Here is a 19,605-nt window from a genome sequence, read left to right on the forward strand (position 1 = left end):
GGATTGAAACTCTTTTTCTGTAAACCAGCCTCGTGGTACTTATGGAGCCGGAAAAGTCCTAAATCCCTATCAGGGATTGAAACTCGATGGGCTTGGCTTCTGTCTAGCCGGAAAAGTCCTAAATCCCTATCAGGGATTGAAACAATCAATTACTAAAAAGGCCAGCTTAATTGAAAAGGCCGGAAAAGTCCTAAATCCCTATCAGGGATTGAAACATATCTAAATTCAAGAACGCGAATAAATCGCAGCGCCGGAAAAGTCCTAAATCCCTATCAGGGATTGAAACTTTGACAGCTAGGAGCATACAAGTGAAGGTCTACAAGGCCGGAAAAGTCCTAAATCCCTATCAGGGATTGAAACATTAATATTTATTTACAATCGCTTCACCTAGGCGCCGGAAAAGTCCTAAATCCCTATCAGGGATTGAAACCTAGAATTTGCCGCTGTAAGGATGCGATCGCTTGCCGGAAAAGTCCTAAATCCCTATCAGGGATTGAAACCTAATGCCAATTGAAGTGTCAATTGGATTTTTATGCCGGAAAAGTCCTAAATCCCTATCAGGGATTGAAACAAATATCCCTGCTATTATGAAGGGGAATTTAATTATCGCCGGAAAAGTCCTAAATCCCTATCAGGGATTGAAACGCTTGCTCATCCATTGAAGTAATCATCGCCCCATAGCCGGAAAAGTCCTAAATCCCTATCAGGGATTGAAACTGAGCAGGCGCAGGAAGCGCCCAGAAAGATACAGCCGGAAAAGTCCTAAATCCCTATCAGGGATTGAAACATCAAATTATGATTCATTCTTCCTGGGGTGGTACTCCTCATGCCGGAAAAGTCCTAAATCCCTATCAGGGATTGAAACGCAACTGAAGGCGCGGGAACGATTGGGAATTATAGCCGGAAAAGTCCTAAATCCCTATCAGGGATTGAAACGCGGATTAATCCAGCAAATGTAGAAACACTAGAGCCGGAAAAGTCCTAAATCCCTATCAGGGATTGAAACGCGAAATGGCAACATATATACTTGGAAAATACGACGCCGGAAAAGTCCTAAATCCCTATCAGGGATTGAAACTATTTTTAGTAAACCTAGCCCGGATAAAACCAAGCCGGAAAAGTCCTAAATCCCTATCAGGGATTGAAACTTAGACGAGGTTACAAACACAAACAAAGTAATTGAGCCGGAAAAGTCCTAAATCCCTATCAGGGATTGAAACTTCCGTATTTATGCCATAATTTCATTAATCTCTTGCCGGAAAAGTCCTAAATCCCTATCAGGGATTGAAACGCGGAATGGCAACGGGCATATATTTTGGAAACTGCCGAGCCGGAAAAGTCCTAAATCCCTATCAGGGATTGAAACAAACATTAGGAGAGCCAAAAAGGTCAAATGGGAAGCCGGAAAAGTCCTAAATCCCTATCAGGGATTGAAACCACCACCAGAAGAATCATTTACTGCTTTCCAATGCCGGAAAAGTCCTAAATCCCTATCAGGGATTGAAACTGAGAGATTTCTCTATCTCTCTCAAAATTCGCAATGCCGGAAAAGTCCTAAATCCCTATCAGGGATTGAAACAAATTAATTCCTTTGCTTTTGAGTATCTGACCTGCCGGAAAAGTCCTAAATCCCTATCAGGGATTGAAACTTTGGAAAGCCCGGAAAACCCGGAAGGCTGAGGAAGCCGGAAAAGTCCTAAATCCCTATCAGGGATTGAAACTGGGATAAGCATAAGGCTTATGCAGAGCAGGTTTCAGAGCCGGAAAAGTCCTAAATCCCTATCAGGGATTGAAACTTTGTTATGGCTACTATAGCTTTAGTGATTAAAATATGCCGGAAAAGTCCTAAATCCCTATCAGGGATTGAAACTGAGAGCAGAAAATTTCCTGAGTTTTATGTTAAGCCGGAAAAGTCCTAAATCCCTATCAGGGATTGAAACATGAGCAGGGGAGCTGAGCCAGCAATCAACAAAGGCCGGAAAAGTCCTAAATCCCTATCAGGGATTGAAACATTATCGCGTAATAGTTCCCCTTTCGCACGCTTTGAGCCGGAAAAGTCCTAAATCCCTATCAGGGATTGAAACCTCCCCCTCCCCCCAATCCGGAGCCGGAAGACCCCAAGCCGGAAAAGTCCTAAATCCCTATCAGGGATTGAAACAAACGAGTTTCTAAAAAGCGGAAAAAATAAAGTTTTGCCGGAAAAGTCCTAAATCCCTATCAGGGATTGAAACCTTATACTTCCCTTTAGCTTCCTTTCCTACCGCTGCCGGAAAAGTCCTAAATCCCTATCAGGGATTGAAACAATTTAGGCTTAGGCATCTGTATTTCTCCATTCTAATGCCGGAAAAGTCCTAAATCCCTATCAGGGATTGAAACAGAGAGAAAGGTGGCAGAATCACCAGATATTCGAGCCGGAAAAGTCCTAAATCCCTATCAGGGATTGAAACTCAAGCATCGCAAGCGGCTCAAACGGAAGCACAGAAAGCCGGAAAAGTCCTAAATCCCTATCAGGGATTGAAACAGGAAGTTATGGTTTGCTTGATTGCTACGACCTGGTTTGCCGGAAAAGTCCTAAATCCCTATCAGGGATTGAAACTCTGCCCCGTCTGCCAGTGGAGGAAACGTTTGAGCCGGAAAAGTCCTAAATCCCTATCAGGGATTGAAACACTCGTGAAAAAGGTAATTCAGATTATGCACATCCGCCGGAAAAGTCCTAAATCCCTATCAGGGATTGAAACTTATTCAAACCCGCATTGCCAATATTGGGAGCAGAGCCGGAAAAGTCCTAAATCCCTATCAGGGATTGAAACAAATTGTATTGCATACTCCGGCATTGCACAGTAGAGCCGGAAAAGTCCTAAATCCCTATCAGGGATTGAAACATCTAATTGTGTATTACATAGAGAAGTACACAGTGCCGGAAAAGTCCTAAATCCCTATCAGGGATTGAAACCTTTCATCAGCTCTCTTGCTTGATCACTGTTTTGCCGGAAAAGTCCTAAATCCCTATCAGGGATTGAAACCAAATAAAATATTTAACTCAGGAATTGCTATTTTGCCGGAAAAGTCCTAAATCCCTATCAGGGATTGAAACTTACAGGTACAGCATAGAGAATGTATATGTAGAGCCGGAAAAGTCCTAAATCCCTATCAGGGATTGAAACTATGATAAGCGCTTGGAAAGTGAGGGGGAAACAAAAGCCGGAAAAGTCCTAAATCCCTATCAGGGATTGAAACATTTTAGAGCGATTGCTTTTCTTACACTTGCCCAGCCGGAAAAGTCCTAAATCCCTATCAGGGATTGAAACAGTTATCTTACTGGATTTATAAGTCAATTTTCCTGCCGGAAAAGTCCTAAATCCCTATCAGGGATTGAAACTTACTTTGACAATCTGACTCTACAGGATGTCTTGAAAGCCGGAAAAGTCCTAAATCCCTATCAGGGATTGAAACGAAACCTCTACATACATCTGGATTGAGTAAAATATGCCGGAAAAGTCCTAAATCCCTATCAGGGATTGAAACATCGGTGCTAGTTGACTCCGGTTCATGGCTTGAAAGCCGGAAAAGTCCTAAATCCCTATCAGGGATTGAAACGACCAAATTAAAGCTGAGGCTGAGGCTCAGAAGAGCCGGAAAAGTCCTAAATCCCTATCAGGGATTGAAACATAATAATAATCCCGTCTTGCATTACTCTGCTCTAAGCCGGAAAAGTCCTAAATCCCTATCAGGGATTGAAACCAAGCTTTGAATCAGCTTTAAAGCCTGTTCCTGGCGCCGGAAAACTCTTAAATCCCTATCAGGGATTGAAACCAAAACGTCATCATTTTGTAGCTAGACCCTCAGAAGCCGGAAAACTCTTAAATCCCTATCAGGGATTGAAACCACATAAACCGCAGCAACCGCCACGCCCGTCGCGCCGGAAAACTCTTAAATCCCTATCAGGGATTGAAACTGGAGAATTGGAAGCTAGTATTGTAGAAATGTAAGCCGGAAAACTCTTAAATCCCTATCAGGGATTGAAACAATTGATTTGTAAATTGCATCCTCAAGTTTACTCAGCCGGAAAACTCTTAAATCCCTATCAGGGATTGAAACGCCAAGGTTGGCGTACTTCGCCATGATTTCAAAGGCCGGAAAACTCTTAAATCCCTATCAGGGATTGAAACCCCTCAGTTCCGGGTAAGTAAATCACATTTGTTAAAGCCGGAAAACTCTTAAATCCCTATCAGGGATTGAAACGCGATACCACAGTCCTTCGCCCCACCAAAATTTTGCCGGAAAACTCTTAAATCCCTATCAGGGATTGAAACAAGATTGACCGTAGCTGGAAGGGATGCTCCCTAGCCGGAAAACTCTTAAATCCCTATCAGGGATTGAAACTCCGAGGATGGTCTGTGGCTCAGCAATGAATCTGCCGGAAAACTCTTAAATCCCTATCAGGGATTGAAACACTTGACAAACATAAAGCCTCTCAGCTATCTTGGGCCGGAAAACTCTTAAATCCCTATCAGGGATTGAAACTTTTGGTCAACTTTAGACTTCCACATTCCCCCTAAAGCCGGAAAACTCTTAAATCCCTATCAGGGATTGAAACATTCATAAAAAGCAAGCGCCCAAAAAATCCGGGGTTGCCGGAAAACTCTTAAATCCCTATCAGGGATTGAAACTCAGTCATGACTAAAGAATTAATGAAAGGATTAATGAAGCCGGAAAACTCTTAAATCCCTATCAGGGATTGAAACGGCACCGGACGCTACGCACCAACCAACGCCCAAACAGCCGGAAAACTCTCAAATCCCTATCAAGTTGGATGTCCTAGCGATCGCTCACATCAACTATCTGGGTCTTGATAAAATTCTTGTAGCGCTTGCTGTTGAGTGCGACGGGAAGGACGACGATATTTTTTAGTGTTCAGCCTGGGTTCGTATTGGTTTTGCCCTTTGCCCTTGGTTTTCTCCTTCATAGCGGCATCAGGATCGGATTGTTGGTGGAGATGTTCGCTGCGAGCGATCGCATCTTCCAAAAAATCTAGATAATGCTCGTAACGCTCCCAATCTCCACTAACTGCACAATTCGGCTCATCGCGATGCAGACAGTCGCTAAATTGACATCTTCCCACTTCTAGCCGCTTCTGCGCTTCGGGAAAATATTGGACTAACTCCTCTGGCAGACAGTCCAAGTCTGGCTGATTGAAGCCTGGAGTATCTGCCAGCAGTCCACCTGTCGGCAGTTCAAACAGTTCTACGTGTCGCGTCGTGTGACGACCCCGGCTGAGTTTCCCAGAAACTTCCGCCACTCTCAAATTGACATCTTCAATAAAATAGTTTACAATACTAGACTTTCCAACTCCAGAAAGCCCAGCAAAGACAGTAATTTTGTCATTGAGCTGGGCTTGCAGTTCCTCCATCCCCATGCGAACATGGACGCTGATAAAGATGGGTTGGTAGCCCCATCCGTGCAAGCGATCGCGCCACTGCTGGACTTGCTCCTGTGAGACTAAATCGCTTTTATTCAGGCAAAGACAGACATCCAAATCGGTAGATTCTGCCTTCACGAGAAATTTACTGAGTTGGTAGGGATCTAGCGGTGGATCTGCCAAAGCAAAAACCAGCAAAATTTGATTAGCATTGGCAATTGGGGGACGATCCAGTTCCGTTTGGCGGGGCAAAACTTGCGATATTGCGCCTCGTCCGCCAGCCCAATCTGGTTCCTCAACAATTACGCGATCGCCCACCATCACCTTCTGACCAATTTTTTTCAGACGCGATCGCCTAGTACACAGCAATTCCTGAATCGCGTCCCGACTCTCCTCCAACCTCACCTGATAGAAATTTGCCTGCACAGCCAGCACAGTACCCAACACAGTGCTGAGTGCTGAGTCTTGAGTACTGAGTGGTTCTTCTAGCTCAGAACTCATAACTCATAACTCATAACTCATGAGGACGACGCACCTTCAGCGCAAAAAAGCCAGCACGGTCTTCAACTTGCTCTACCGTGTAGCCTGCCATTGCTAAACTATCAGGAACCTGCTCTATCGGTTCCCCTGGATCTAGCCACACTTCTAACAAGGCTCCCGGTGCCATTTTTTCCAAGCGGAGTTTAGTGCGGACAAAATTAATCGGGCAAGGTGTCCCACGCAAATCCATCTCTTCGTCTGGCAGACCTAGCGAAGCTGTTGGATTGTTCATCCCTTGAAGAATCCTCCCAAGAATCCTTCTATCCCTCCTTTGCCAGTGCGATCGCCTTTTATTTTAGCTAATTTCTCCAGCAGTTCCCTTTCCTCAGCCGTAATCCGAGTCGGAATATCAATTCCCACCGTAATCAGTTGATCTCCCCGACTCACCGGGTTTCCTAACTTAGGCACACCGTGGTTTTCCAGCATCTGCACCGTATTCGGCTGAGTTCCAGACGGAATCGTCAATTCTACTGGCCCATCAACTGTATTAACTTCCAGACGACAACCTAAAATCGCCTGCAAGTAGCTAATCTTAATTTCTGACAGGATGTTAATCCCATCCCGCTGAAACTCTGCGTCTTCCTCAACAAACAAATAAACGTACAAATCTCCCGGAGGGCCACCGCGCAAACCAGCGTCTCCTTCTTTAGAAACTCGCAAGCGAGTTCCATTATCTACCCCAGGAGGGATGGTAATTTTCAGCTTCTTAGTTTCCTGTTTTCTTCCGTTGCCACCACACCCTTCACACTTTTCCTCAATCACCTGTCCCTCGCCGTTACAGCTGGGACACACAGAAACTTGAGTAAAGCTACCGAAAGGTGTCCTGGTAGCGCGGCGCACTTGACCGGAACCGGTGCATGTGGGACAAGTTTTGGCTCGCGTTCCCGGCTTTGCACCAGCACCATTGCAGACATTACAGGTTTCCAAATGGGGAATCCGAATTTCTTTTTCCCCCCCAAATACAGCTTCCCGGAATTCCAATTTCAGATCCAAGCGCAAATCGTCACCGCGAACTGGACCGCTGCGTTTCCTGGTCGCTGTCTGACCCATCCCGCCAGCAAAACCGCTGAAGAAGCTTTCAAAGATATCGGCAAAGTTGCCCATATCGCCTAAGTCTGGACCTGCACCGACACCAGAAGCCACTCCTGCCTCACCAAAGCGATCGTAGCGAGCGCGTGTCTCTGGTTCCGAGAGGACTTCGTAGGCTCGGTTAATTTCTTTAAAGCGTTCTTCCGCCCCTGGCTCTTTATTTACGTCTGGGTGATACTTTCGAGCCAGACGGCGGTAGGCACGCTTAATTTCTTCTTTATCTGTGTCACGGGAAACCCCGAGAATTTCATAGTAGTCGCGGGCCATAGAACGCTGCTTGGTTGGGGATAGGGGTTGATGAAAGTTAGGAGTTAGGAGTTAGGAGTTATGAGTTATTAATTCCTAGCCCTTAACTCCTAACTCTTTTAGTCAACTGCCTCGTAGTCGGCAGTTACAGTGTTGTCATCATCAAAATTGATGAAATCGTCTTCTTCGTTTATTGTGCCGTCAGGCGTGTTTTGGAATGGGGCTATACCACCTTCTACACTCTCGTAATCCTGCACTGACTCGCGTCCGTTGTTAGCTTTCTGGTAAACAGCAGCCCCAATAGCAAACAGCGCCTGTTGAAACTCTTCAATTTGCTGTTTTATCTCCTCAACACTAATCGAGGGATTCGCCAGTGCGGTTCTTGCCTGTATGCCCTTTTGATTCACCTGCGTCTTCAAATCCTCGCTAACGAGATCCCCGTTGTCATTTAACGTCGATTCATAGCTGTAGAACAGGCTATCAAGCTGGTTTTTCAACTCAACCACTTGCACCCGACGACGGTCGTCTTCGGCAAAGGTTTCAGCTTCTAGCCGCATCCGTTCAACTTCGGTAGCACTCAAGCCGCCTGTATTGGTAATTCGGATACTCTGCTCTCGCCCAGTACCTTTGTCTTGAGCTAATACTTTGAGAATCCCGTCAACGCCGATTTCAAAGGACACTTCAATTTGGGGTACGCCTCTGGGGGCAGGGGGAATTCCTGCTAGGAGGAATTTCCCCAAACTTTTGTTGTCACGAGCCATTGCCCGTTCACCCTGCAAGACGTGAATTTCCACGCTTGTTTGTCCGTCTGTGGCGGTGGAAAAGACTTGGGATTTTGTGGTGGGAATTGTGGTATTGCGTTCAATAATTTTTGTGAACACTTCTCCCAAAGTTTCGATACCCAAGCTCAGGGGGGCAACGTCTAATAGCAGCAGATCCTCAACTTCGCCGCTTAACACGCCGCCTTGAATTGCTGCTCCCAGTGCTACTGCTTCGTCGGGGTTGACTGAGCGATCGGGTGTTTTCCCGCCAAAAAACTTCTTGATAGCATCCTGAACGGCTGGAATCCGGGTGGAACCTCCCACCAGGATAATGCGGTCAATTTCATTTGGCGTTAAACCACTGTCCTTGATGGCTTGACTAACTGGCTCAATTGTGCCTTCTACCAGATAATTTACCAGTTCTTCAAACTGGGCGCGGCTTAGTTCCATCTCCAAATGTTTTGGCCCAGTGTCATCGGCGGTGATGAAGGGCAAATTTATGGAGGTGCTGCCCATGTTGGAAAGCTCAATTTTGGCTTTTTCAGCTGCTTCTCGCAGCCGCTGGAGAGCCATTTTATCGGTTCCCAGGTCAATTTTCTCTTGCTTTTTGAAGTTTTCTATCATCCAGAGGACGATGCAGTTGTCAAAGTCATCTCCACCTAGATGGTTGTTACCGCTTGTGGCTTTGACTTCAAAAACGCCATCACCGAGTTGCAGAACGGAAACGTCGAAGGTGCCGCCGCCTAAGTCAAATACTAGGATGCGCTGTTCTTGATCTTGTTTATCCAGTCCGTAGGCGAGTGCAGCTGCTGTGGGTTCGTTGATGATCCGTAGAACTTCCAGACCGGCAATGGTTCCAGCATCTTTGGTGGCTTGCCGTTGGGCATCTGTAAAGTAGGCAGGTACGGTGATTACTGCCTGATCTACTTGTTCGCCCAGAAAGTTTTCGGCATCCTGCTTGAGTTTTTGCAGGATCATCGCGGAGATTTCTTGAGGGGTGTAGTTGCGTCCCCGAATCTGAACATCAACGGTATCGTCCCGACCTTTGATGCAGGTGTAGGGTACGCGCGATCGCTCTATTTCGGTGTCATCCCAGCGGCGACCGATAAAGCGTTTGATGCTGTAAACTGTGTTTTCCGCATTAGTTACAGCTTGCCGCTTTGCCAGTTGTCCTACTAAGCGATCGCCCCCTTTCCCAAATCCCACCATACTAGGGGTCGTTCTTCCACCTTCTGTGTTAGAGATGACGATCGGTTGACCCCCCTCTAAAACAGCCACGCAACTATTGGTCGTGCCGAGGTCGATGCCAATGACTTTTCCCATAGCTAGCTGTAGTGAAGGTGTGCAAGAAGATTTGTTGAGTAACCGTTAAATTGTTTACCTTGGACGATTCTGACTTCGCCCAAGATTTCCATCAACTTGATTGTAATTACTAATGCCAATAAGCGTCGATCCAGTGCGTCAAAGTCCATTAACTTTCCTGCTCTGACCGATTGCCTTCCTCTGAGGGTACCACGGGGTCACGAGCCGCAGCAACTTTAACTAGGGCGTGGCGCAAGACGCGATCGCCTATAAAATATCCCCGCACCAGCTGTTCGATCACGGCTCCTTCTGGATATTCATCAGTTGGTTCACGCATCACCGCCTCGTGGAGATTCGGATCAAATTCTTGTCCTTCCGGACGCATGGGAGATACTCCAATCCGCTTGAGTCCGTCTGCCAGCTGTTTGTATACCCCTTGGTAGCTTTTGTGAATGCTCCATTCTCCGTCTGTTTGGGGTTTGATTTGCGATCGCGCCCTTTCAAAATTATCCACCACTGGCAGTAATTCTGTTATCATGGCGCGTTTTACTTGCACCTCCGAGTCTTCTTTTTCTTTGAGGTTCCGCTTGCGGAAATTTTCAAAATCTGCCGCAATCCTCATATACTGCGTTTTGAAAGACTCGCACTGCTGGGTGCGCTCTTCCAGTTGCGCTCTGGTTGCCTCTAGTTCCCGCTTCAATGCCTCACTAGCAGATGAATCGCCCTCTTGTGCGTTTTGATCGGCTTCGGCTTCCCTTGATGTTGCAGAGGCTTCTGGTACCGCATCAGATACTTGGTCCCCTTCTACTTGCACGTCTAAATCCAGTTCTCCACTCATGTTTCCTGTTTCAGATAATGGTTCATTCCCCATTCCCTCTACCACCATTGGGTCATCAACCCGAAGTGAAGTGTTATCTTGCTGATTTTCTTCCTCGTTCATTCGGCTCTCATCCCAAGTTTTGAGACTGCTCACACTTGCTTGTTTGTTAGTCCTGTCTTGACTATCGCCCGTACCATCTTATGATAAGGAATCTGGGTCAGTGGCCCGCAGCCGGAGTAGATCGGAATAATTGGTAAAGGGGTGCGACAGGAACCTCCTTTTTCTAGAATAGTGTTCCAGGGCATCATGCCAACACTTTTGGACACTGCGATCGCTTTACTTGTCTAAAACTAACAAGTTATGCAACCGATATCAGGGCGCTTTTATTGGCATTGAGCCAACCTACTCCCTCCGCTGGCATTTGGGCGTAATACGCTAGTATAAACTGGACTTGTGTAACATTAGTGTAACGAATCCGCTTATGCCCATTAACTAAGCGCGCCTACCAGATAGGAGAATCTAGACATTCCACTATGGTTTTATTGCAAAATAATATATTAAAACAATCTTGCTCGTAATACTGGGCTTTTGGCTATCATCGAGAATGTTGCATCCCTAGACAAATAAAAGCGTTTGTGCTGACACCAATATTTAAGCCATCCCGGAATCAAAATCCTCCGGCTTGTCTTACATCTTAAACTTACAGCACCGTTCTACAGGTATTACTGCTTACTGCTCTTGAAAGCACCATCTGCTTTGAAAGCGGTGCTTTTCCCATAAAAGCACCGTACCCGCTCAAAATGGATGAAGGCATGGTCTTTAATACTGCTGCCTGGAACAGCCCCAACTTGGTTGCCCAACAACAAAGTAGTTTTAACTGAAAAATTGCAATTTTGCTGATCGTTTTGGGAACAATCTGTAATATAAGGTATGATCGCGCCTCTATGACTCAATCTTCACCACGAAATCGCGCCCTTGCTGTCCGCAACGAATTTTCGCCCTTCGGCATGAAGGTGATTCAGCAGGGCTTAGTTGATGCCGACCAGATGCGGCAGGCTATGGTCGAAAGCCGGAAGTCTGGTAGACCCCTAACAGAAGTCCTAGAATCGATTACAGGGCGGGCTTTGCCCCCAGATTTACTGCGCCAATACAAAAAACAACAGCTGTTTGAGCTAAAAATACTTTACGGTGTGGAATCGCTAGATCCGGAAATCAGCCAGATTCCGACTGGGCAGCTGCGCGCTTTGATTGAAACCCTGATTCCAATTGATATTTGTAGTCGCTATCAACTGGTGCCATTATCCAAAAACGACTCCGAGCCGCCCTCTGTGCTAGTGGCAATGGTCGATCCCGATAATCTAGCCGCTCAAGACGACCTTAACCGCATCTTGCGACCTCAAGGAATTGGGTTGCAGCGAATGGTGATTACGCGGGAAGACTATTTGCATCTGATTAACCAATATCGAGATGAAAAAGTAAAAAACGAGGAAGCAGCTCGACTTCAAAAGCAGACTGATGTCTCAGACGTTATTGAAAGTTTTGGCGTTTTAGAAGATGCACCTGATGAAGATGATGGTGACATCAGTAAGGAGCAGGCAGAAGATAAACCGATCATTAACTTGGTCAATAAAATCCTGCTCAAGGCTCTGCAAGAAAAGGTTTCAGACATTCACGTTGAACCCCAAGAAGAATACTTACGCATTCGCTTTCGTAAAGATGGGGTGTTACAGCAAGCCTTCGATCACTTGCCCAAACAAATCATCCCAGCTGTCACTGCCCGCTTCAAAATTATTGCTGAGCTAGACATCGCCGAGCGGCGGATGCCCCAAGATGGTCGTATCCGGCGGGTGTTTGAGGGACGCAAAGTTGACTTTCGGGTGAACACCTTACCTAGTCGCTACGGTGAAAAGGTAGTATTGCGGATTTTGGATAACTCTGCTACTCAGCTGGGTTTGGATAAATTAATTTCCGATCAAGAATCCCTAGATATTGTCAGAGAGATGGCAAGCCGTCCCTTTGGCTTAATTTTGGTGACAGGGCCAACCGGGTCTGGTAAGTCTACCACCTTGTACTCAGTTTTGGCAGAACGGAACGATCCGGGGATTAATATCAGTACGGCGGAAGACCCGATCGAGTATGCCTTGCCGGGGATTACCCAGGTGCAGGTGATTCGAGAAAAGGGAATGGACTTTTCTTCGATTTTGCGGGCGTTCATGCGACAAGACCCGGATGTGATTCTGGTGGGCGAGACGCGGGACAAAGAAACGGCAAAAACGGCAATTGAAGCAGCACTCACCGGACACTTGGTACTGACAACGCTACACACCAATGATGCAGCAGGTGCGATCGCTCGCTTAGACGAAATGGGCATTGAGCCATTCATGGTATCCGGTTCCTTGATTGGAGTCTTAGCACAACGTCTGATGAGGCGCGTTTGTAGCGATTGTCGCGCTCCCTTTACCCCCAGCAAAGCTGAACTGGAGCGATTTGGTCTATCGGCTTCTAACCTTGAAGATATTACCTTCTACAAAGCCAATACCTTAGCACCCGATGAAGCTAAGGAAGCCAAAGCCCAAGGCAACTTGTGCCAAAAATGTAATGGTATTGGCTACAAAGGTCGCGTAGGTGTCTATGAAGTCATGCGCGTGACCGAGGAGCTACAAACCTTAATCAGCCAAGGTGCGCCCACAGAGCGCATCAAAGAACTGGCTGTGGAACAGGGAATGAAGACCTTGTTGGCATACAGCTTACAGCTGGTACGCGAGGGCCATACAACTCTTGAAGAAGTAGAGCGGGTAACGTTTACTGATGCCGGTCTGGAGGCAGAACTTAAAGCCAAGCGCAAGAGCGGTCTTGAGTGTAAAACTTGCACTGCTGAGTTAAAACCAGAGTGGTTAGATTGTCCTTACTGTATGACACCTCGCTTTGCAGACTAAACGGACTAAACAAACTAGCAATTAGCAATTAGCAACGGACAAACAAAGGAGACAGCCTAATGGAATTAATGATTGAAGACTTGATGGAGCAACTCATCGAAATGGGTGGCTCAGATATGCACCTCCAAGCAGGAGCGCCAGTATACTTCCGCATCAGTGGGAAATTGACCCCTATCGGTACCGAGCCGCTTCCCCCCCAAGAGTGCCAGAAACTGATTTTTAGTATGCTGAACAACACGCAGCGTAAAGATTTGGAACAAAACTGGGAACTGGATTGCTCTTATGGGGTAAAAGGTTTAGCTCGCTTCCGGGTCAATGTTTACAAAGAACGGGGTTACTACGCAGCGTGTCTGAGAGCTTTGTCTTCTAAAATTCCTAACTTTGATCAACTGGGTTTGCCAGATGTTGTACGGGAATTGACTCACAGACCAAGGGGATTGGTATTGGTGACAGGACAGACGGGTTCCGGGAAAACCACTACTCTCGCTGCGATGATCGACTTGATCAACCGGACGCGGGCGGAACACATTTTAACAGTGGAAGACCCGATTGAATATGTTTTCCCAAACATCAAGAGCTTGTTTCACCAGCGTCAAAAAGGCGAAGATACCAAGAGCTTTGCTAATGCCTTGAAAGCGGCGCTCCGGGAAGACCCAGATATTATTCTGGTGGGGGAAATGCGCGACCTGGAGACGATTTCTCTAGCGGTTTCAGCGGCTGAAACTGGTCACTTGGTGTTCGGTACGTTGCACACCAGCTCAGCAGCTGGCACCATCGACCGCATACTGGACGTGTTCCCTCCAGAGCAACAGCCGCAAATCCGCGCTCAGTTGTCTGGTTCATTGTTGGCAGTCTTCAGTCAATGTTTGGTGCCTAAGCATAACCCGAAAGCCGGTGAATATGGTCGGGTGATGGCTCAGGAAATCATGCTTGTGACACCTGCGATCGCTAACTTGATTCGAGAAGGCAAAACCGCTCAAATTTACTCGGCAATCCAGACCGGAGCAAAATTGGGGATGCAGACGATGGAACAGGCTCTAGCTAACTACGTTAAAGCTGGTTCCATCTCCTTTGAAGCGGCGATGGGCAAATCGTCTAAACCTGACGAACTACAGCGGATCATCGGTGCAGCTCCAGCTGGAGCCAAAGCAGGCGCTCGATAATTAAAGGATGAAGGCTGAGGAATGAAGGCTAAAGAAAGAAAGGACAAAAAAGAATCAACTCTCAATCAGATTCTTCCATCTAGCTTTATCTTTCCCAATTCTGACCTTCATCCTACCGTAACAGGCGATATGCGATCGCCTTTCATTCTCTCATTAACCTTTCTTCTCTCATCCAGAGGTGAGCTATGCCTACCTACATTGCTGATGTGCGTGACTCTACAGGAGCCGCTAAAAAAGACAAAATTGTTGCCGACTCCGTTGCTAATGCGCGTGATGCCTTTCGCGAAAAGTGGGTTTCTGTTGGAAATATTAGAGAAAGTAAAAGCTTTGACATCAGCAAATTAAGCCTGGAAGACATCAAAACTTCCTTAGCCTCAGTTACAGTCAAGGACAAAGCCGTCTTTTCCCGTCAATTTGCCGCTATGGTGAATGCGGGTGTGGCTATTGTTAGATGTCTAGGCGTTTTATCGGAGCAATGCAGCAATCCTAAGCTGAAAAAAGCTCTAGTGGAAATTAGCGCTGAGGTGCAGCAGGGTGTCAATCTCTCTGATGCCATGCGTAAACATCCGGAGTGCTTCGATAATCTCTACGTCAGTATGGTACAAGCTGGTGAGGTCGGAGGTGTCCTTGATGAGGTACTCAACCGCTTAGCCAAGGTACTAGAAGATATGGCGCGACTGCAAAACCAAATCAAAGGGGCTATGGCTTACCCAATGGCTGTGGGATTTTTGGCAGTCGTTGTATTTATCTGTATGACAGTGTTTTTGATACCGATTTTTGCAGGCATTTTCCAAGATTTGGGAACAGAATTACCCGCGCTAACTTTGTTCATGCTGTGGATCAGCGGAATTCTTAGAAGTTGGCAGGTGCTCATCCCCATAACTGCTGTGATAATTATCTCCATTCTCTACAGATGGTACTACAAGACACCCGTTGGTCGTCTGACTATGGATCGTTTTTTCTTGAAAATGCCGCTGTTGGGTGACTTGAATGAAAAATCATGCGTCGCTCGTTTTTGCCGCATTTTTGGCACCTTGACTCGTTCTGGCGTGCCAATTCTAACTTGTATGGACATTGTTAGAGATACGGCCGGAAACCAGGTAATTGCGAATGCAGTGGATGCAGCTAAGCTAGACATTCAACAGGGTGGAATGATGAGCTTAGCTTTGCAAAAAGAGCAGGTTTTCCCAGTTCTAGCAATTCAAATGATTAGTATTGGGGAAGAAACTGGTCAGCTAGATGCCATGATGATGAAAGTGGCAGACTTCTATGAAGATGAGGTGGAGCAAGCTGTGAAAGCACTCACCAGCATTCTTGAACCAATTATGATGGTGGTGTTAGCCGGGATGGTAGCGGTGATTTTGCTTTCCATGTATCTACCGATGTTTGCAGTGTTTGACAAACTAGGCTAAATGAAAAGGCAAAAGGCAAAAGGCAAAAGAAAGGATGAAGGGTAAAATAGATTTTGATATTTATTTGAAATCCAATATTTCTGATTTTTTGTGTCTTTTGTCTTATGCTTTTTGAGGGACATAATCAAAAATGTTCCGAGATAAAATTGAAAATAAAAACATGTCTGTTAAACAATCCCATTACGAAGCTAGTTTGGCGGAGTACAGTAACCACTCAGGCGCGATCGCATTGCTCAAGCAGTACCGCCCATATCTAGAGATGATTCCTAGTATGCGGCGAGCAGACGAAAGCGCGATCGCTATACCTCTGCCAATAGTGCGTATTCGCCACAGCGTACCAAAGGGAGATATCGGCGTTGTCACGCACACAGATGAAGCAATTCGCCTACCTTCTGATGTCGCCATTTTGATGTGCGATCCAGAGTGGAAAATTAAAATGGGGGTGGAAATATTTGTTTTTATCCACCGTCCCCAAGAAGACTTTTCCGACTTGCTGAGTCGCTGGCGGCAAACCCAAGTTTGGCTAGATAAAGATTATGAATGGGTGATGCCTCACCGCTATAAGCACATTTTTAGCGAGGGCGCACAAAAGATTTATCCCCTATTTGTAGTCTTTGAAGAAACTCCAGAAAGGATTAAGCGGGGCTTAATGGGGGCAAGTCTCCCCTTTGTCATCCAGACACCAACTTTGGATATTGAAGAGGAGGCATCGGAAACCTTTTTGCCGAAAAGTCCACCAGCTTCATAAAGGCAAAAAGTAACAAAAGCTAATTGCTAATGGTAATAAAAAACAATTAGCAATTAGCTTTTTGCCTTTTTATTTTACAAATTGCGGCATGACTTCGGCAGCGGTAAACAAACCGTAGATGCCTCGCCGATGCAACGCTACGCCAGCTTTGAGATAACCGAAGGCAGGGCCGCAAACATTTGCTGCCATACTGGTTTCATCCCCAAGGGTGAAGGTATGGGTGGAAATTTTGCCCTCAAAGGTGCGCCCCGTTACTTGGACATTAGTGCTGAGTGGTTTTTTGGGATTGCGGGTATCAACAACGCCACCCACCGTGACGCGATCGCGTTCAACAATTCCCGCTAGTTCCAGCATCACATCATCGGCGTGTTCCATATTCTCCAGAGTCAGGATGCCATTGGTTTCATCCAACAACGCTTCTACCTCGCGATCGCTCATCCCTCTGGCGCGTTCCACATCGTAACCTGGTAAATGAGCAATATCCTCCCGGATAGTCGCCCGATAAGCTTCCCAATTAGCAATTCCTACCCCAAACGTAATTTTGACACTGTGGATTTCTGAATAGCTCTGCGCCGCTAAGGCAGCTGCCGCAGTCAACAAGCCTGGTGTCGCACCGCAGCCAGTCATATAAGTAATTCCAGCCGCTTGGAGCTCCTCAGAGAGCGCCAACATCTGTTGGACGGCACTCGTGCGCTTCATAGCATCTACCAGAACACCCCGCCAACCTGACTGGATAAATTGCTGCGCCACAGATGCCATAAAGGTGTTGGGTAAATTCGGCAGGGCCAGAAAATAGCCATCCACGGGGTTTGCTTGTTCAATTAAATCTTGAATGCTCTGGCTGCTGAGGGTGCCTGCTGACTCTAAATAACCAAGCGAACCTTGAGCTTGATAAGTCGCAATGCTGGCATCTGGATCTAACCCTGCGGCAGCGTAGGCATAGCCTTTCTGGTCAGCAGCCGCCACCAAAATCATCTCGCGTTTTGGTGCAAGAACTCTGGCAGCAGCCTGCCCCAGTCCCCCGAAGCCCAGAACGCCCACTCTAATAGGATTAGGGTTTTCCTCCCCTCTCCCTTGATGAGAGAGGGGCTGGGGGTGCAAGCTAGTTGGATTGATGGAAACACTCATAGCGTCTTACCGAAACTGAACAAACTTTAATTATCTAGGTTGATTGACCCAATCCCAAAATCGATCCAAGACCTGAAATTTGTTCATAAAGAACAAACAAATTTTTTCTCTATTCCAACCATGAGGATTTATTGTTACCAGCTCCTAAATTCCCAGTCTCACTGACTAGGTATTATTGCTATTCATCTGCCAAGCTCTGGGATCAAGATGCTTGTAAGCTTTTTTACCAGATTTTGAAATAATTCTCTATCTTGACGGAGATGTAAAGTTAAGCGACACTGACAAATAATAAAAGCACGACTCGCTCAAATCATTAAGTTATGTTACGTTTTGCGTCGCTTTGATTCAATCGAACAACATTAATTTAGTGAGATGCCCCGGAGTCAGTCCCTAGAAAGATGTCTTATACGGCAACATCAGCACTATGGTTATTGCCGCCGCCTAACTTCTTGGATTTCTTAAGCAATGAGCATGGAATCATTAGAGTTTGTCATTTATCCGGATGGACGGGTGCAGGAAAAAGTCACGGGAATCATCGGGGCCTCCTGCTCTGAAGTGACTGCCGCTATTGAAGCGCAGCTTGGTGTGGTACTCACTAATGAGCCAACTTCGGAATTTTTTGCCTTAGCTGTTGAGCAAAATGCGGTGGCGACAACCCAAGCCACCTATAGCGAATGGTAATTTTTTTGTTTAATCCATCTTTATTCATTTGAAAAAACCGCCATGTCACACTTTAGCAACATCAAAACTCAAATCCGTAACCTTTCTTCTTTAGAAGCTGCTTTGACAGACTTGGGAATTGACTGGAAGTCTGGTCCTAGCACAGTACGAGGCTATCGCGGTCAGACCCGTACTGCCGAAGTTGTCATTGAGCAGGACAATGGTTCTGACCTCGGCTTTAGCTGGAATGGTCAAGAATACGAACTGGTCGCTGACCTACAGTATTGGCAGCAAGTCGGGTCTGTGGATCGTTTTCTTAATAAAATAACTCAGCGTTACGCTTACCATACGGTTATCAAAGAATCTGCTAACCAGGGCTTTCAAGTTGCTGAGCAAAAACAAAATGAAGATGGTTCTATCCGCCTAGTCGTGCAGCGCTGGAGTGCCTAATGTCTGAGGAAGCACCCTCTGTGATAGAGCAGACTCCTGAGCGTTCTGGTCTAGAGCCAGAGTTAGGTGGTATTTGGCGGGATGCACCGGAACGTTCTGGTTTGGAGCCGGAGTTGGGTGGCGGCCTGCGACAAAAGGGAGTCTATGTTGACGAAATAGTTTGTATTGGTTGTAAGCACTGCGCCCATGTTGCCCGGAATACATTTTATATTGAGCCAGAATATGGGCGATCGCGTGTAGTTCGCCAGGATGGAGATTCAGAAGAGGTAGTTCAAGAAGCCATTGATACCTGTCCTGTTGATTGCATCCATTGGGTCGATTACACGGAGCTGAAAAAGCTCGAAGAAGAGCGGCAGTATCAAGTCATACCCATCGCTGGATTTCCGATTGACCATGCTGTTACTGCTACCAAAAAGCGGCAGCAAAAGCTCAAGAAAAAGCAAAAGTCAGCTAATTAGCAAAGCTCGCGCACATGGCTGTCTTCCTAAAAAACCCTCAATCGCAGTTGGCTGTTGAGGGTTTTTAGCTTCATAAGCTGTGGTGTCTTTTTGCGGGGTAAGTGGTTGGATAGCTGCTATAGCCTCCAACTGAACTAATATTTGAAATTAATCTATGATTAGATAAAATTTTTGATCAGCAATAATTATTAATTAAAGTTTATTGAAAAATGCGATCGCCGTGACAGCTTTTTTAACTTTAGGCAGAAAATTCTCTTTCCCAAAACCTCAAACCATTGGTTTGAGGCGATTTAAAGATGCGATCGCTGTGCCAGTTTTGTTAGCTGGGCAGCGAAAAAAGTGATATTAGCTACCTATTACTTGCAGCGATCGCCGCGAAAATTGCTTAAATTGGTTAGTGTTAGCGGGTGCGATCGCGTATTTTCCCCATTGTTGAGCATAGTTCTAGATGCCAGGATATTAATACCTTAGGT

General features: G+C 46.3%; 14 protein-coding genes and 1 CRISPR repeat array (1 of these 15 cut by a window edge). Of the genes, 7 read left to right on the top strand and 7 right to left on the bottom strand.

Translation table 11 applies throughout. The features are described 5' to 3' along the window. A CRISPR array of direct repeats spans positions 1-4,818; the repeat unit is 37 nt; unit sequence GCCGGAAAAGTCCTAAATCCCTATCAGGGATTGAAAC; it begins 958 nt to the left of the window's first position. A gap of 16 nt (positions 4,819-4,834) precedes the next feature. From rsgA to grpE, 6 genes are all read right to left on the bottom strand, one after another. After that, complete coding sequence (gene rsgA / locus H6F66_RS12410) at positions 4,835-5,920, bottom strand: small ribosomal subunit biogenesis GTPase RsgA (RefSeq protein ID WP_190421602.1); 1,086 nt, start codon at positions 5,918-5,920, stop codon at positions 4,835-4,837. A 10-nt stretch (positions 5,921-5,930) separates the two neighbouring features. Then, positions 5,931-6,191, bottom strand: coding sequence for a sulfurtransferase TusA family protein (locus H6F66_RS12415; protein ID WP_190421604.1), 261 nt, complete (start codon positions 6,189-6,191; stop codon positions 5,931-5,933). Further along, the gene (gene dnaJ, locus H6F66_RS12420; protein WP_190421606.1) at positions 6,188-7,315 is read right to left on the bottom strand and encodes a molecular chaperone DnaJ; all 1,128 of its coding nucleotides are present in this window, start codon (positions 7,313-7,315) and stop codon (positions 6,188-6,190) included. Before dnaJ ends, H6F66_RS12415 begins: the two co-directional genes overlap by 4 nt. A gap of 98 nt (positions 7,316-7,413) precedes the next feature. Further along, the gene (gene dnaK, locus H6F66_RS12425; RefSeq protein WP_190421608.1) at positions 7,414-9,378 is read right to left on the bottom strand and encodes a molecular chaperone DnaK; all 1,965 of its coding nucleotides are present in this window, start codon (positions 9,376-9,378) and stop codon (positions 7,414-7,416) included. A 2-nt stretch (positions 9,379-9,380) separates the two neighbouring features. Continuing rightward, positions 9,381-9,527 (bottom strand): hypothetical protein, encoded by a 147-nt coding sequence (locus H6F66_RS12430; protein WP_190421610.1) that lies wholly within the window; start codon positions 9,525-9,527, stop codon positions 9,381-9,383. Beyond that, positions 9,527-10,297 (bottom strand): nucleotide exchange factor GrpE, encoded by a 771-nt coding sequence (gene grpE / locus H6F66_RS12435; RefSeq protein ID WP_190421671.1) that lies wholly within the window; start codon positions 10,295-10,297, stop codon positions 9,527-9,529. Before grpE ends, H6F66_RS12430 begins: the two co-directional genes overlap by 1 nt. An 824-nt stretch (positions 10,298-11,121) precedes the next feature. Here grpE and H6F66_RS12440 point away from each other — a divergent pair. The 4 genes from H6F66_RS12440 (at position 11,122) to H6F66_RS12455 (ending at position 16,436) form a co-directional block, all read left to right on the top strand. After that, positions 11,122-13,113 (top strand): GspE/PulE family protein, encoded by a 1,992-nt coding sequence (locus H6F66_RS12440; RefSeq protein ID WP_190421612.1) that lies wholly within the window; start codon positions 11,122-11,124, stop codon positions 13,111-13,113. Between the two features lie 59 nt (positions 13,114-13,172). Beyond that, complete coding sequence (locus tag H6F66_RS12445; protein WP_190421614.1) at positions 13,173-14,276, top strand: type IV pilus twitching motility protein PilT; 1,104 nt, start codon at positions 13,173-13,175, stop codon at positions 14,274-14,276. Between the two features lie 185 nt (positions 14,277-14,461). After that, positions 14,462-15,688 carry a type II secretion system F family protein gene (locus H6F66_RS12450; RefSeq protein WP_190421616.1) on the top strand — a complete coding sequence of 409 codons (1,227 nt, stop codon included), beginning with the start codon at positions 14,462-14,464 and terminating at the stop codon, positions 15,686-15,688. 160 nt (positions 15,689-15,848) lie between these two features. After that, positions 15,849-16,436, top strand: coding sequence for a hypothetical protein (locus H6F66_RS12455; protein ID WP_190421618.1), 588 nt, complete (start codon positions 15,849-15,851; stop codon positions 16,434-16,436). Between the two features lie 69 nt (positions 16,437-16,505). Here the strand turns inward: H6F66_RS12455 and H6F66_RS12460 are convergent, their stop codons facing one another. After that, positions 16,506-17,564, bottom strand: a complete 1,059-nt coding sequence (locus H6F66_RS12460) for a saccharopine dehydrogenase-like oxidoreductase (RefSeq protein ID WP_242019165.1) — start codon at positions 17,562-17,564, stop codon at positions 16,506-16,508. Between the two features lie 471 nt (positions 17,565-18,035). Here H6F66_RS12460 and H6F66_RS12465 point away from each other — a divergent pair, with 471 nt between their 5' ends. The 3 genes from H6F66_RS12465 to H6F66_RS12475 are packed head-to-tail and all read left to right on the top strand — an operon-like array spanning position 18,036 to position 19,132. Beyond that, on the top strand, positions 18,036-18,245 hold the full coding sequence (locus H6F66_RS12465; RefSeq protein WP_190421675.1) for a DUF2997 domain-containing protein: 210 nt from the start codon (positions 18,036-18,038) through the stop codon (positions 18,243-18,245). 42 nt (positions 18,246-18,287) lie between these two features. After that, positions 18,288-18,674, top strand: coding sequence for a DUF1257 domain-containing protein (locus H6F66_RS12470; protein WP_190421620.1), 387 nt, complete (start codon positions 18,288-18,290; stop codon positions 18,672-18,674). Next, a complete protein-coding gene (locus tag H6F66_RS12475) occupies positions 18,674-19,132 on the top strand; it encodes a ferredoxin (RefSeq protein ID WP_190421622.1) in 459 nt (152 codons plus the stop codon). Before H6F66_RS12470 ends, H6F66_RS12475 begins: the two co-directional genes overlap by 1 nt. The last annotated feature ends 473 nt before the right edge of the window (positions 19,133-19,605 follow it).

It is taken from the genome of Trichocoleus sp. FACHB-6 (assembly GCF_014695815.1).
Taxonomy (GTDB): Bacteria; Cyanobacteriota; Cyanobacteriia; order Cyanobacteriales; family FACHB-T130; genus Funiculus; species Funiculus sociatus.